Annotated in this window: 14 protein-coding genes; 13 read left to right on the top strand and 1 reads right to left on the bottom strand. The window is 62.4% G+C overall.

The window, feature by feature from the left end:
* The first annotated feature begins 191 nt into the window (after window positions 1–191).
* Window positions 192–455, top strand: coding sequence for a cold shock domain-containing protein CspD (gene cspD, locus PTT45_RS11195; RefSeq protein ID WP_273813359.1), 264 nt, complete (start codon window positions 192–194; stop codon window positions 453–455).
* 60 nt (window positions 456–515) lie between these two features.
* Here cspD and icd read toward each other — a convergent pair whose 3' ends face one another.
* Window positions 516–1,772, bottom strand: a complete 1,257-nt coding sequence (gene icd, locus PTT45_RS11190) for an NADP-dependent isocitrate dehydrogenase (RefSeq protein WP_273813358.1) — start codon at window positions 1,770–1,772, stop codon at window positions 516–518.
* A gap of 317 nt (window positions 1,773–2,089) precedes the next feature.
* On the opposite strand from icd, the gene PTT45_RS11185 reads away from it, so the two are divergent.
* The 12 genes from PTT45_RS11185 (at window position 2,090) to PTT45_RS11130 (ending at window position 13,434) form a co-directional block, all read left to right on the top strand.
* On the top strand, window positions 2,090–2,536 hold the full coding sequence (locus PTT45_RS11185; protein WP_273813357.1) for an NUDIX hydrolase: 447 nt from the start codon (window positions 2,090–2,092) through the stop codon (window positions 2,534–2,536).
* A 67-nt stretch (window positions 2,537–2,603) separates the two neighbouring features.
* Window positions 2,604–3,722, top strand: a complete 1,119-nt coding sequence (mnmA, locus tag PTT45_RS11180) for a tRNA 2-thiouridine(34) synthase MnmA (RefSeq protein WP_273813355.1) — start codon at window positions 2,604–2,606, stop codon at window positions 3,720–3,722.
* Window positions 3,719–4,339 carry a high frequency lysogenization protein HflD gene (gene hflD / locus PTT45_RS11175; RefSeq protein WP_273813353.1) on the top strand — a complete coding sequence of 207 codons (621 nt, stop codon included), beginning with the start codon at window positions 3,719–3,721 and terminating at the stop codon, window positions 4,337–4,339. Before mnmA ends, hflD begins: the two co-directional genes overlap by 4 nt.
* Window position 4,340: 1 nt before the next feature.
* Complete coding sequence (locus PTT45_RS11170; protein WP_273813351.1) at window positions 4,341–5,210, top strand: DMT family transporter; 870 nt, start codon at window positions 4,341–4,343, stop codon at window positions 5,208–5,210.
* A 76-nt stretch (window positions 5,211–5,286) separates the two neighbouring features.
* Window positions 5,287–6,657, top strand: coding sequence for an adenylosuccinate lyase (purB, locus tag PTT45_RS11165; RefSeq protein ID WP_273813350.1), 1,371 nt, complete (start codon window positions 5,287–5,289; stop codon window positions 6,655–6,657).
* 78 nt (window positions 6,658–6,735) lie between these two features.
* Window positions 6,736–7,902: a ribosomal protein uL16 3-hydroxylase gene (locus tag PTT45_RS11160; RefSeq protein ID WP_273813349.1), complete on the top strand. Its 1,167-nt coding sequence runs from the start codon at window positions 6,736–6,738 to the stop codon at window positions 7,900–7,902.
* Window positions 7,895–8,320 carry a GNAT family N-acetyltransferase gene (locus PTT45_RS11155; RefSeq protein ID WP_273813348.1) on the top strand — a complete coding sequence of 142 codons (426 nt, stop codon included), beginning with the start codon at window positions 7,895–7,897 and terminating at the stop codon, window positions 8,318–8,320. The genes PTT45_RS11160 and PTT45_RS11155 overlap by 8 nt, the downstream gene beginning before the upstream one ends.
* Window positions 8,321–8,329: 9 nt before the next feature.
* Window positions 8,330–8,962 carry a DUF7931 domain-containing protein gene (locus PTT45_RS11150; RefSeq protein WP_273813347.1) on the top strand — a complete coding sequence of 211 codons (633 nt, stop codon included), beginning with the start codon at window positions 8,330–8,332 and terminating at the stop codon, window positions 8,960–8,962.
* On the top strand, window positions 8,959–9,768 hold the full coding sequence (locus PTT45_RS11145; protein WP_273813346.1) for a secretin N-terminal domain-containing protein: 810 nt from the start codon (window positions 8,959–8,961) through the stop codon (window positions 9,766–9,768). The genes PTT45_RS11150 and PTT45_RS11145 overlap by 4 nt, the downstream gene beginning before the upstream one ends.
* A 476-nt stretch (window positions 9,769–10,244) precedes the next feature.
* Window positions 10,245–11,840, top strand: a complete 1,596-nt coding sequence (locus tag PTT45_RS11140; protein WP_273813345.1) for an isocitrate lyase — start codon at window positions 10,245–10,247, stop codon at window positions 11,838–11,840.
* Window positions 11,841–12,332: 492 nt separating this feature from the next.
* Window positions 12,333–12,746, top strand: coding sequence for an NADH-quinone oxidoreductase subunit A (locus PTT45_RS11135; protein ID WP_021700254.1), 414 nt, complete (start codon window positions 12,333–12,335; stop codon window positions 12,744–12,746).
* Window positions 12,747–12,756: 10 nt separating this feature from the next.
* Window positions 12,757–13,434 (top strand): NuoB/complex I 20 kDa subunit family protein, encoded by a 678-nt coding sequence (locus PTT45_RS11130; RefSeq protein WP_273813344.1) that lies wholly within the window; start codon window positions 12,757–12,759, stop codon window positions 13,432–13,434.
* Window positions 13,435–13,458 lie beyond the last annotated feature (24 nt).

The following is a 13,458-nucleotide window of genomic DNA, read 5'->3' as shown; positions in this document are numbered from 1 at the left end:
CCAGTAGAGTTTGAACCACCTCTCGGGCGGTCGTCCTGGCACCTTGACTAAAGGCAAAACGGTGTTACAAACAGTGAATACCCTACTCGGGTATCGGGGTTCCGCGGCTAGCGCCAAAATGGCCGAAGTCGGACGTGGAGCTGAAGTGGATGATACTCCAGTGATGGAGTCCTTTGCAGAGGGATGTCAGCATGCTTAGCGGTAAGGTCAAGTGGTTCAACAACGCCAAGGGCTACGGCTTCATCGTGGCCGACGGCCGAGATGAGGACCTGTTCGCCCATTACTCGGCTATCCAGATGGACGGCTATAAGACTCTCAAGGCCGGCCAAGCGGTCAGGTTCGATATTCTGCAAGGCCCCAAGGGCCTGCACGCCGTGAATATCAGCGCAGCTCTGGCAACCAGTGAATCTCCGGCGACCGCTAGCGCGCCGCAAAGCACTCCAGTAGAAGCCTGAATAGAGCTCAAATGAAAAAGGCCGGTCAAGTGACCGGCCTTTTTGTTTACCGCTCGTCGCTTACATGTGGGCGATGAGGGCGTCACCGAACTCAGAGCAGGACAGCAGCTTGGCGCCGTCCATCAGTCGCTCGAAGTCATAGGTCACAGTCTTCGCGGCGATAGCGCCGTTGGTGCCCTTGATGATCAGGTCAGCAGCTTCCAGCCAACCCATGTGGCGCAGCATCATCTCAGCGGAGAGGATGACCGAACCCGGGTTGACCTTGTCCTGACCAGCGTACTTCGGCGCGGTGCCGTGAGTAGCTTCGAACATGGCGACGTTGTCGGACAGGTTGGCGCCCGGAGCGATACCGATACCACCCACTTCAGCCGCCAGGGCGTCGGACAGGTAGTCACCGTTCAGGTTCAGGGTAGCGATAACGTCGTACTCGGCCGGACGCAGCAGGATCTGCTGCAGCATGGCGTCGGCGATGGCGTCTTTGACTACAACGTTCTTGCCGGTGTTCGGGTTCTTGAATTGCATCCAAGGACCGCCGTCCAGCAGCTCGGCGCCGAACTCGTCACGGGCAACTTCGTAGCCCCAATCTTTGAAGGCACCTTCGGTGAACTTCATGATGTTGCCTTTGTGCACGATGGTCAGCGATTCACGGTCGTTGTCGACGATGTATTGCAGAGCCTTGCGCACCAGACGCTTGGTACCTTCTTTGGAAACCGGCTTGACGCCGATACCGCAGTCCTGGTCGAAACGGATCTTGGTGACGCCCATTTCTTCTTTCAGGAACTTGATGACCTTGGTCGCTTCTGGCGAACCGGCCTTCCACTCGATACCGGCATAAATGTCTTCCGAGTTCTCGCGGAAGATGGTCATGTCGACATCGCCAGGCTTCTTGACCGGGCTAGGCACGCCTTCGAACCAGCGCACCGGGCGCAGGCAGACATACAGGTCCAGCTCTTGACGCAGAGCCACGTTCAGGGAGCGGATACCGCCACCGACCGGAGTGGTCAGCGGGCCTTTAATGGACACGACGTAGTCGCGCACGGCCTCCAGGGTTTCTTTCGGCAGCCAGGTATCCTGGTCGTAGACCTGGGTGGCTTTTTCACCGGCGTAAACTTCCATCCAGGCGATCTTGCGCTGGCCGGCGTAGGCTTTCTCGACGGCAGCGTCGACGACCTTGATCATCACCGGGCTGATGTCGACACCGATGCCGTCACCCTCGATGAAAGGAATGATCGGGTTGTTCGGTACGTTCAGGGACATGTCGGCGTTGACGGTGATCTTTTCGCCGCTCGCAGGCACCTGGATCTTCTGGTATCCCATGCTGGACTCCGTTTGTTTTCGTGGTCTGACAATCCGCCGTACTGGTGGCACGACGAACGATACTTCTGGGTCTCGGAAAGGTGCAGCATTCTTGTAGTTTTTCTACAGAAAGTCACGCACTTTTCGACATTTACTGACAGCCCAATGCCGGTCTAGACTGCTTGAATACTGGCCCCGAGCCAATCATGTAGTCAAACTACAGATACGCTACAAAATGCTCTTGAAGGGCGCTCTCAAGCCTAGCAGCTCGGCTCCAGATTGCTCTTGGACTACGGCCCCGACCAACAGTTTGCCGCCCGCCCGCAGAGGTTTTCGCAATGCGTTTTACCCCACACGTAACCGTCGCCACCGTGGTCGAGGACCAGGGCCGTTTCCTACTGGTCGAGGAACTGGCCGGTGGCCAGGCGGTATTTAACCAGCCTGCCGGCCATCTGGAAGCCGACGAAAGTCTGATCGCCGCGGCCTTGCGCGAGACGCTAGAGGAGACCGGCTGGGAAGTGGAGCTGACTGCCGTCACCGGCATCTATCTCTACACCGCCCCAAGCAACGGGGTGACCTACCAGCGCGTATGCTTCGCCGCCAAGCCACTGCGCCACCTGCCGGATTCACCACTGGACGAAGGCATCATCGGCCCGCAGTGGCTGACCCGCGAAGAGCTGGTCGCCCAGCCGGAGCGCTGGCGCAGCGAACTGGTGCTGCGCTGCATCGATGACTACCTGGCCGGCGAGCGCCACCCCCTCAGCCTTATCCGCGACCCGGCCTGATTCGCCGCGCGCCGCCCGCTCCTGATAGAATCGCCCCCTTTCTGCAGTCAGCCCTCTTCGAATCCCCATGCGCGAACCAGCCAATACCCGAGTGATCGTCGGCATGTCCGGCGGCGTCGACTCCTCCGTTTCCGCCCTCCTGCTGCTCGAGCAGGGCTACCAGGTGGAAGGTCTGTTCATGAAGAACTGGGAAGAGGACGACGGCACCGAATACTGCACCGCCATGGACGACCTGGCCGATGCCCAGGCCGTGTGCGACCGCATCGGCATCAAGCTGCACACCGCCAACTTCGCGGCGGAATACTGGGACAACGTGTTCGAGCACTTCCTCGCCGAATACAAGGCCGGGCGCACGCCGAACCCGGACATTCTGTGCAACCGCGAGATCAAGTTCAAAGCCTTCCTCGACTACGCGCTGAGCCTCGGCGCCGACCTGATCGCCACCGGCCACTACGTGCGCCGCCGCGACATCGACGGCCGCAGCGAACTGCTCAAGGGCCTCGACCCGAACAAGGACCAGAGCTACTTCCTGCACGCTGTAGGCGGTGAGCAGATCGGCCGCACCCTGTTCCCGGTCGGCGAACTGGAGAAGCCGCAGGTGCGCGCCATCGCCGAGAAGTATGAGCTGGCGACCGCTAAGAAGAAGGACTCCACCGGCATCTGCTTCATCGGCGAGCGCCGCTTCAGCGATTTCCTCAAGCAGTACCTGCCAGCCCAGCCGGGCGACATCGAGACCACCGAAGGCAAGGTCATCGGCCGCCATGTCGGCCTGATGTACCACACCATCGGCCAGCGCCAGGGCCTGGGCATCGGCGGCATGAAGAACGCCGGCGACGAGCCCTGGTACGTGCTGCACAAGGACCTGGTGCGCAACGTCCTGATCGTCGGCCAGGGCAATGATCACCCCTGGCTGTTCTCCCGCGCTCTGCTCTCTTCGGACATCTACTGGGTCAACCCCATCGACCTGTCCGCTCCGCGCCGCCTGACCGCCAAGGTGCGCTACCGCCAGGCCGACCAGGCCTGCACTCTGGAGAAGACCGAGCACGGCTACCGTGCCATCTTCGACGAGCCACAGCGCGCCGTGACCCCAGGCCAGTCGGTAGTGTTCTACGACGGCGAAATCTGCCTCGGCGGCGGCGTGATCGAAGTAGCCGAGCCCTGTGCCGAGGGAGCCCCTCGCGCATGAGTCCGCTTCAAGAGCAATTGATCGCCCTCTCCGCCGTATTCCAGGCCGCCAGCCTGGTGGACAAGCTGGCCCGCACCGGCCAGATCAGCGATGCCCAACTCGGCTGCCTGCTCGGCAGCCTGCTGGTGCGCGACCCGAAGAGCACGCTGGAGGTCTACGGCGGCGACGACCTCAACCTGCGCGAGGGCTACAAGGCCCTGGTCAGCACCCTGGAGCGCAACCCCACCAGCCTGCAGCGCGAACCGCTGCGCTACGCCCTGGCCCTGCTCGGCCTGGAGCGCCAGCTGGCCAAGCGCGACGACATGCTGCAGGTGATCGGCACGCGCCTGGACCAGATCCAGAACCAGGTCGAGCATTTCGGCCCGACCCACGAAAACGTAGTGGCCGCCTGCGGCGGGCTGTACCAGGACACCATCAGCACCTTCCGCCAGCGCATCCAGGTGCACGGCGACATGCGCTTCCTGCAGCAGCCAGCAGTTGCCTCCAAAGTGCGCGCCCTGCTGCTCACCGGCATCCGCTCGGCACGCCTGTGGCGCCAGCTCGGCGGCCATCGCTGGCAACTGGTATTCAGCCGCGGCAAGCTGCTCAAGGAACTCTACCCGCTGCTGCGGAGCTGAGGTGAACATCCCCAGGCGCAGCGTCAAGCCGGCTCAGGGCGCCCTGCTTCTGGCGCTCTCCGCCCTGCTCTTCTCGCTGATGGGCGTGGGCATCCGCGAGGTGTCCGGCGGGGTCAACAACGAGACGGTGGTGTTCTTCCGCAGCCTGGTCGGCGTGCTGTTCTTCCTGCCGTTACTGCTGGTGAAGGGTACCCGCCCGCTCAAGACCGGCCGCCTGAAGGCTCACCTGTGGCGCACCACCTATGGCCTGTTGGCCATGTACTGCTTCTTCTACGCCATCGCCCACCTGCCACTGGCCGACGCCATGCTGTTCACCTACTCGGCACCAGTGTTCACCCCGGTGCTGGCCTGGTGGCTGCTCAAGGAGCCGCTGACCAAGCGCATGCTGGCCACCAGCGCCATCGGCCTGGTCGGAGTACTGCTGGTGGCCAAGCCCAGCGAGGCGCTGTTCGATATCCTGGCCTTGGTCGGCCTGGCCGCCAGCATCCTGGCCGCCTTCGCCTTCGTCTCCATCCGCGAGATGAGCGACACCGAGCCGGCGTTCCGCATCGTCTTCTACTTCTCGCTGTTCAGCGCGCTCATCTCCTCTATGCCGCTGAGCTGGGCCTGGCAGCCGTTGGACTCACATCAGCTCGGCCTGCTGCTGGTGATCGGCCTGCTCGCCACCGTCAGCCAGATCGTCATGTCCAAGGCCTATGGCCTGGCGCCGCCCGGCCTGATCGGCCCCTTTGCCTACCTGGCCATCGTCTTCGCCGGCATCGTCGCCTGGCTGCGCTGGGGCGAGATGCCGGACCTCACATCGCTGATCGGCGCGGCGCTGATCTTCGGCGCCAGCCTGCTATCCATCGCTCGCCGACCCGCCGTCCGCTAACCGGACGGACCAGTCCGGGCGACTTCATGTATGATGTGCGCCCTTTTCGTTGACCGACCTGTCCGAGAACGCCTCCATGCAGCTCTCCTCGCTCACCGCGGTTTCCCCCGTCGATGGCCGCTACGCCGGCAAAACCAGCTCCCTGCGCCCGATCTTCAGCGAATACGGCCTGATCCGTTTCCGCGTGATGGTCGAAGTCCGCTGGCTGCAACGCCTGGCCGCCCATGAAGGCGTCGCCGAAGTGGCACCCTTCTCCGCCGAAGCCAACGCCCTGCTCAACGAGCTGGCCGAGAACTTCGCCGTCGAACACGCCGAGCGCGTGAAAGAGATCGAGCGCACCACCAACCACGACGTCAAAGCCGTGGAATACCTACTCAAGGAGCAGGCCGCCAAGCTGCCGGAACTGGCCGCGGTGAGCGAATTCATCCACTTCGCCTGCACCAGCGAGGACATCAACAACCTGTCCCACGCCCTGATGCTGCGCGAAGGCCGTGACACCGTGCTGCTGCCGTTGATGAAGCAGATCGCCACCGCCATCCGCGAGCTGGCAGTGAAGTTCGCCGGCGTGCCGATGCTGTCGCGCACCCACGGCCAGCCGGCCTCGCCGACCACCCTCGGCAAGGAACTGGCCAACGTCGTCTACCGTCTGGAGCGCCAGATCGCCCAGGTAGCCGCCATACCGCTGCTGGGCAAGATCAACGGCGCCGTGGGCAACTACAACGCCCACCTGTCCGCCTACCCGCAGATCGACTGGGAGGCCAACGCCAAGCAGTTCATCGAAGGCGACCTGGGCCTGCAGTTCAACCCCTACACCACGCAGATCGAGCCGCACGACTACATCGCCGAGCTGTTCGACGCCATCGCCCGCTTCAACACCATCCTCATCGACTTCGATCGCGACGTCTGGGGCTACATCTCCCTCGGCTACTTCAAGCAGAAGACTGTGGCCGGCGAGATCGGCTCCTCGACCATGCCGCACAAGGTCAACCCGATCGACTTCGAGAACTCCGAAGGCAACCTGGGCATCGCCAACGCGATCTTCCAGCACCTGGCCAGCAAGCTGCCGATCTCCCGCTGGCAGCGCGATCTGACCGACTCCACCGTGCTGCGCAACCTGGGCGTCGGCTTCGCCCACAGCGTCATCGCCTACGAAGCCAGCCTCAAGGGCATTGGCAAGCTGGAGCTGAACGAGGCACGCATCGCCGCCGACCTGGACGCCTGCTGGGAAGTCCTCGCCGAGCCGATCCAGACCGTGATGCGCCGCTACGCCATCGAGAACCCCTACGAGAAGCTCAAGGAGCTGACCCGCGGCAAGGGCATCAGCCCGGAGGCTCTGCTGTCCTTCATCGATGGCCTGGACATGCCGGCCGCCGCCAAGGAGGAGCTCAAGCAGCTGACCCCGGCGAGCTACATCGGCAACGCCATCGCGCAGGCCAAGCGCGTCTGAGCGGCACCAGCCTTATCGACGCCCGGCTGAGCCGGGCGTTTTTATTTTAGCCATTTCATCTCTTTCAAAGGCTTAGCCATGAATCCTGATACTCCTCTGCAGCTGCTGGGCGGCCTCACTCCTCGCGAGTTCCTGCGTGACTACTGGCAACAGAAGCCCCTGCTGATCCGCCAGGCGATCCCCGGCTTCGAGAGCCCGATCACCGGTGACGAGTTGGCCGGCCTGGCCCTGGAAGAGGAAGTCGAGTCGCGCCTGGTGCTGGAGCACGGCGCCCACCCATGGGAACTGCGTCGCGGCCCGTTCGCCGAGGACGCCTTCAGCCAGTTGCCGGAGCGCGACTGGACCCTGCTGGTGCAGGCCGTCGACCAGTTCGTGCCGGAAGTGGCCGAGGTGCTCAAGGACTTCGGCTTCCTGCCCAGCTGGCGTATCGACGACCTGATGATCAGCTTCGCCGCGCCCGGCGGCAGCGTCGGCCCGCACTTCGACAACTACGACGTGTTCCTGCTGCAGGCCGAAGGCCAGCGCCGCTGGAAGATCGGCCAGATGTGCGATGCCGACAGCAAGCTGCTGCAACATGCCGACCTGCGCATCCTGGCCGACTTCGAGCAGACCGATGAATGGGTGCTGGAACCGGGCGACATGCTCTACCTGCCGCCGCGCCTGGCCCACTACGGCATCGCCGAAGACGACTGCATGACCTACTCGGTCGGTTTCCGCGCACCGAGCGCCGCCGAGGTGCTGACCCACTTCACCGACTTCCTCGCCCAGTTCCTGCCGGACGAGGAGCGCTACAGCGACGCCGGCATGGCGCCGGTCAGCGATCCGCACCAGATCCAGCAGGACGCCCTCGACCGCCTGAAGAAGCTGCTGACCGAGCACATGAGCGACGAGCGCCTGCTGCTGACCTGGTTCGGCCAGTTCATGACCGAGCCGCGCTACCCCGAACTGGTCGCCGGCCCGGAGATCGAGGAAGAGGACTTCCTCGCCGCCCTCGCAGACGGCGCCGTACTGGTGCGCAACCCCAGCGCGCGCCTGGCCTGGAGCGAGGTGGACGTCGGCCTGGTGCTGTTCGCCAGCGGCCAGAGCCGCCTGCTGCCGGCGCACCTCAAGGAGCTGCTGCGCCTGGTCTGCGCCGCCGAGGCGCTGCACAGCGACAACCTGGCGCCTTGGTTGGCCGACGACGACGGGCGTACACTGGTGAAAGAACTGGTCCAGCAAGGAAGTTTGGAGTTTGCTGATGAGTGAGATCCACGTCCGCCTCGCCCACTGGCAGAAGGACAATGCCGATCTGCGGCGCATTCGCGAAGCGGTGTTCGTCGCGGAACAGGCCGTGCCGGCAGAACTCGAATGGGATGACGAGGACAGCGAGGCCGTGCATTTCCTCGCCTGCGAGGGTGACTACCCGATCGGCACCGCCCGCCTGCTGACGGACGGCCAGATCGGCCGCGTCTCGGTACTCAAGGACTGGCGCGGCCTCAAGGTGGGTGACGCGCTGATGCGCGCCGCCATCGAGACTGCGGAGCAGCGCGGCCAGCGCGAGCAGAAGCTCAGCGCCCAGGTGCATGCCGCCGCCTTCTACGAGCGCTTGGGTTTCAGCATCGAGGGTGACGAGTATCTCGAAGCCGGCATCCCGCACGTGATGATGGTGCGCCATAGCGACTAGGATCTAAGCATGAGCGAAGAAAACGCCCCGATCGACGAAAACGAGCCAGAGCTACCGGCCATCGATTTCCAGTCGCCGGGGCGTTTTTCCGTGCACAACCCGGACACCTATCCGGCGCTGGCCACGGAAGCGCGCGAACCCGCGCCCTTCGTGCTCGGCCAACATTCGAACCTCGAACGTTTCAGTCGCCCGGAACAGGCCCAGGCTCATGCACTGGCCCTGCTGCTGCAAGCACGCCAGAACCTGAGCCTGTACAGCCCGGACCTGGAAGCCTGGCTCTATAGCCACAGCAGCGTGCAGGACGCCTGCAGCCGCTTCCTCCTGGCCAACCCGAAGAACCGCCTGCGCATCCTGGTGCGCGATGTCGGCAAACCGGTACGCCAGGGGCACCGCCTGCTCAACCTGGCACAGCGCATCACCAGCAACCTGCACATCCGCAGGATCAACCCGGACCATCCCAGCGACGAAAGCGCCTACCTGCTGGCTGACGACCGCGGCCTGCTGCTGCGCGAGGCGCCCGAGCAGTACGCAGGTTACGCCCTGTATAACGATCCCGGCCGTGTGCGCCAGCGTCAGGCACAGTTCGACCAGGCCTGGAACATCAGCCTTTCCGACCCCGACCTGCGGAGCTTCCTGCTATGACCCTGCGTGCCTGCCTGCTCGCCCTGCTGTTCGGCCTCAGCCTGCCACTGCAGGCCGCCACCGAGCTGATCCAGCTCAACTACCGCATGGCGGACGAAGTGCTGCCACTGGTACAGACAGCCCTGGACGGCCAGGGCAAGGCCAGCGCCTACGGCAATCAGCTGATGATCAACGCATCGCCGGACAAGATCGCCGAGATCCGCGACCTGCTCGGCCAGCTCGACCAGGCGCCACGCCGCCTGCTGATCAGCGTCGACACCAGCGAGCAGAGCCTGGATAGCGGCAGCGGCTACCGGGTGGATGGCAGCATCAGCGCCGGCGACGCGGAGGTCATCGCCGGTCGCGGCGAAGTGAAGGGACGCGACCAGGTGCGCATCATCCGCCGCTCCACCAACAGCCGCAGCGGCGGCACCCAACAGGTACAGGCCACCGAGGGCTATCCGGCGCTGATCCAGGTCGGCCAGAGCGTGCCGGTGACCAGCACCAGCGTCGGCCCTTATGGCCAGGTCTACCAGAACACCCAGTACCGCGACGTGAACCAGGGTTTCTACGTCACCGCCACTCTCAGCGGCGACGTCGTCCACCTGAACATCAGCAGCAACAACGACCGGGTCAACCGCTCCCGCCCCGACGTGATCGACACCCAGAGCACCGACACCCGGGTCAGCGGCCGCATCGGCGAGTGGATCCCGCTGGGCGGCGTCAGCCAGCAGAACCAGAGCAACGACTCCGGCTTCGCTCGCCGCTATTCCACCCAGGGAGCGAACGACATGAGCCTGCGCATCAAGGTCGATGCGCTCGACTAAGGTCTACCCCGCGACCATGTAGTCAAAGAAAAAAAGCACTACAAAATCATTGACGAACGCCCGTTTGAAAGCGCATGATGGCGCCGCTCCCGCTAGCCAGAGGTCCTGTTTCAGGGCCTCCAGATCGACTCCGTAACACCATTCGGATCGATCCGTGTTCTAACAGCCCACAAGGCGTTTCAACGAGGTTGCGACTGGAACGAAAGTTGTCCTGAGGGACGGGGAAGCCTTAGCGTTATTAGCCAGACCGCCAGACCAGATCCGTATCGCCCAACGGCATCCACGAGCCGGCAAGCTGCGAACCTGCCTCTTCGGACTGACTCGTTTCGTCCTCTCCTCCTCTCCGCAACACTCTCGTCCTCGTCAAGATCTCGAAGTCCGCCCTGTGTCGCCCGCAACACTGCAAGCTTTGTTTGCACGTTGGTTTTGGGTGGGAAGTCGGTGCTCAACCAAACTCATACTTTGAAGGATTGACCATGTCAGCTTATCAAAACGACATCAAAGCCGTTGCCGCCCTGAAAGAAGCCGCAGGCAGCAGCTGGAGCGCGATCAACCCGGAATACGTTGCTCGTATGCGCGCCCAGAACCGCTTCAAAACCGGTCTGGAAATCGCTCAGTTCACCGCTGACATCATGCGCAAAGACATGGCCGAGTACGACGCCGACTCGTCCGTCTACACCCAGTCCCTGGGCTGCTGGCACGGCTTCATCGGTCAGCAGAAGCTGATCTCGATCAAGAAGCACCTGAAGACCACCAACAAGCGCTACCTCTACCTGTCCGGCTGGATGGTTGCTGCTCTGCGCTCGGACTTCGGTCCGCTGCCGGATCAGTCCATGCACGAGAAAACCTCGGTTTCCGGCCTGATCGAAGAGCTGTACACCTTCCTGCGCCAGGCTGACGCCCGCGAGCTGGACCTGCTGTTCACCGGCCTGGACGCTGCTCGCGCCGCTGGCGACAAGGCCAAGGAAGCTGAAATCCAGGCTCAGATCGACAACCACGAAACTCACGTCGTACCAATCATCGCCGACATCGACGCTGGTTTCGGTAACGCCGAAGCCACCTACCTGCTGGCCAAGAAAATGATCGAAGCCGGTGCTTGCTGCATCCAGATCGAAAACCAGGTTTCCGACGAGAAGCAGTGCGGCCACCAAGACGGCAAAGTCACCGTTCCGCACGTTGACTTCCTGGCCAAGATCAACGCAGTTCGCTACGCCTTCCTGGAACTGGGCATCGACAACGGCGTGATCGTTGCTCGTACCGACTCCCTGGGTGCTGGCCTGACCAAGCAGATCGCTGTTACCAACGAGCCGGGCGACCTGGGCGACCAGTACAACTCCTTCCTGGATTGCGAAGAAGTTTCCGCTGCCGACCTGGGCAACGGCGACGTCGTGATCAACCGTGGCGGCAAGCTGCTGCGTCCGAAGCGTCTGGCTTCCAACCTGTTCCAGTTCCGTCAGGGCACCGGCGAAGCTCGCTGCGTCCTGGACAGCATCACCTCGCTGCAGAACGGCGCTGACATGCTGTGGATCGAAACCGAGAAGCCGCACGTTGGCCAGATCAAAGGCATGGTTGACGAGATCCGTAAGGTCATCCCGAACGCCAAGCTGGTTTACAACAACAGCCCGTCCTTCAACTGGACCCTGAACTTCCGTCAGCAAGTGTTCGACGCTTTCGCTGCCGAAGGCAAAGACGTTTCCGCCTACGACCGCGCCAAACTGATGAGCGCCGAGTACGACGAAACCGAACTGGCCCAGGTTGCTGACGAGAAGATCCGCACCTTCCAGCGCGACGGTTCCGCTCAGGCTGGTATCTTCCACCACCTGATCACCCTGCCGACCTACCACACCGCCGCGCTGTCCACCGACAACCTGGCCAAAGGTTACTTCGCAGACCAAGGCATGCTGGCCTACGTGAAAGGCGTTCAGCGTCAGGAGATCCGTCAAGGTATCGCCTGCGTTAAGCACCAGAACATGTCCGGCTCCGACATCGGCGACGCTCACAAAGAGTACTTCGCTGGTGAGGCTGCCCTGAAGGCAGGCGGTAAAGACAACACCATGAACCAGTTCCACTAATAGGAACCGGCTCTGCGGCTCGCCGCAGGTGTTATCAGAAAAAGCCCCGGCAGAGATGCCGGGGCTTTTTCGTTTTCGCCTCCAGCGCGCTCAGCGAGCACGAGCGGAGGCATGCGCCCCGCTCCGCCGGGCACAACATAAGGCGCCAGCGGAAATACAACTTCCGCGCAAATGCCAAGAATGCGCAGCGATACGGACTTAATTCGCCCGGAAGATGTAAACAATTCCCGACAAAGTCTTGCGAAAAAGCGTCAACTCCAACGTAAATTTCCATGCGACCAAAGCCGTAGACCACGCCACAAGCCCCATGGCATCAGGGGTTGAAGAGAAGTCCGGCAAAAATGAATACATTCGGCGTTCATTTTTTTATTCGGAAAAATTTACTTAGGGAGCTATGCGAGCATAAAATTGCCGCCACTACTCTGCAGGGCAACCCCATCAGGTTGCTCTACCATTATTAAAAAGCCGCCCCTTTATCCAAGGAGCCCCGGCATGCCTGATGCGGTAACGACCATGTCCCATAACTGGGCTTTTGCTGTATTCCTGCTCGGAGTCTTCGGACTCATCGCCTTCATGCTCGGTCTCTCCAGCCTGCTCGGTAGCAAGGCCTGGGGACGCAGCAAGAACGATCCGTTCGAGTCGGGCATGCTGCCGGTCGGTAGTGCGCGCCTGCGCCTATCAGCGAAGTTCTATCTGGTCGCGATGCTCTTCGTGATCTTCGACGTTGAAGCCCTCTTTCTCTTCGCTTGGGCAGTCTCGGTACGCGAAAGCGGCTGGGCTGGCCTGATCGAAGCTACAGTTTTCATAGCAATTCTGTTGGCTGGTCTTGTCTATCTTTGGCGTATAGGCGCGCTCGACTGGGCGCCCGAAGGCCGTCGTAATCGGCAGGCGAAGCTAAAACAATGAGGCTTTGGCGATGCAATACAAACTTACTCGGATCGATCCGGACGCTCCCAACGAGCAGTACCCGATCGGCGAGCGGGAGACCGTAGCCGATCCACTGCTAGAGGATGAGGTCCACAAGAACATCTTCATGGGCAAGCTCGAAGATGTTCTCAACGGTGCGGTGAACTGGGGTCGCAAGAACTCCCTGTGGCCGTACAACTTCGGCCTGTCCTGCTGCTACGTGGAAATGACCACGGCCTTCACCGCGCCCCACGATATCGCCCGCTTCGGTGCGGAAGTGATTCGTGCGTCCCCGCGTCAGGCCGACTTCATGGTCATCGCCGGTACCTGCTTCATCAAGATGGCGCCGATCATCCAGCGCCTCTATGAGCAGATGCTGGAACCCAAGTGGGTAATTTCCATGGGGTCGTGCGCTAACTCCGGCGGCATGTACGACATCTATTCGGTGGTCCAGGGGGTCGACAAGTTCCTCCCTGTGGACGTCTACATTCCCGGCTGCCCGCCCCGTCCCGAGGCATTCCTGCAAGGCCTGATGCTGCTGCAGGAGTCCATCGGACAGGAGCGCCGCCCGCTTTCCTGGGTCGTCGGTGATCAAGGCATCTACCGTGCCGAGATGCCGTCGCAGAAGGAACAGCGCCGCGAGCAGCGTATCGCTGTTACCAACCTGCGCAGCCCCGACGAAGTGTGAGCCGGCCCACTGGCCCGCTCACTG

Origin of the sequence: Pseudomonas sp. Gutcm_11s (genome assembly GCF_028649395.1) — a bacterium.
Taxonomy (GTDB): domain Bacteria; phylum Pseudomonadota; class Gammaproteobacteria; order Pseudomonadales; family Pseudomonadaceae; genus Aquipseudomonas.
The sequence above is the reverse complement of the archived record's forward strand: the minus strand, read 5'-3'. Positions and strand labels throughout refer to the sequence as shown.

What these genes read in the sequence shown, in the direction of transcription:
- cspD (WP_273813359.1), top strand. Translation starts at nt 192, where the DNA reads ATGCTTAGCGGTAAGGTCAAGTGGTTCAACAACGCCAAGGGCTACGGC.
- icd (WP_273813358.1), bottom strand. Translation starts at nt 1,772, where the DNA reads ATGGGATACCAGAAGATCCAGGTGCCTGCGAGCGGCGAAAAGATCACC.
- PTT45_RS11185 (WP_273813357.1), top strand. Translation starts at nt 2,090, where the DNA reads ATGCGTTTTACCCCACACGTAACCGTCGCCACCGTGGTCGAGGACCAG.
- mnmA (WP_273813355.1), top strand. Translation starts at nt 2,604, where the DNA reads ATGCGCGAACCAGCCAATACCCGAGTGATCGTCGGCATGTCCGGCGGC.
- hflD (WP_273813353.1), top strand. Translation starts at nt 3,719, where the DNA reads ATGAGTCCGCTTCAAGAGCAATTGATCGCCCTCTCCGCCGTATTCCAG.
- purB (WP_273813350.1), top strand. Translation starts at nt 5,287, where the DNA reads ATGCAGCTCTCCTCGCTCACCGCGGTTTCCCCCGTCGATGGCCGCTAC.
- PTT45_RS11160 (WP_273813349.1), top strand. Translation starts at nt 6,736, where the DNA reads ATGAATCCTGATACTCCTCTGCAGCTGCTGGGCGGCCTCACTCCTCGC.
- PTT45_RS11155 (WP_273813348.1), top strand. Translation starts at nt 7,895, where the DNA reads ATGAGTGAGATCCACGTCCGCCTCGCCCACTGGCAGAAGGACAATGCC.
- PTT45_RS11150 (WP_273813347.1), top strand. Translation starts at nt 8,330, where the DNA reads ATGAGCGAAGAAAACGCCCCGATCGACGAAAACGAGCCAGAGCTACCG.
- PTT45_RS11145 (WP_273813346.1), top strand. Translation starts at nt 8,959, where the DNA reads ATGACCCTGCGTGCCTGCCTGCTCGCCCTGCTGTTCGGCCTCAGCCTG.
- PTT45_RS11140 (WP_273813345.1), top strand. Translation starts at nt 10,245, where the DNA reads ATGTCAGCTTATCAAAACGACATCAAAGCCGTTGCCGCCCTGAAAGAA.
- PTT45_RS11135 (WP_021700254.1), top strand. Translation starts at nt 12,333, where the DNA reads ATGCCTGATGCGGTAACGACCATGTCCCATAACTGGGCTTTTGCTGTA.
- PTT45_RS11130 (WP_273813344.1), top strand. Translation starts at nt 12,757, where the DNA reads ATGCAATACAAACTTACTCGGATCGATCCGGACGCTCCCAACGAGCAG.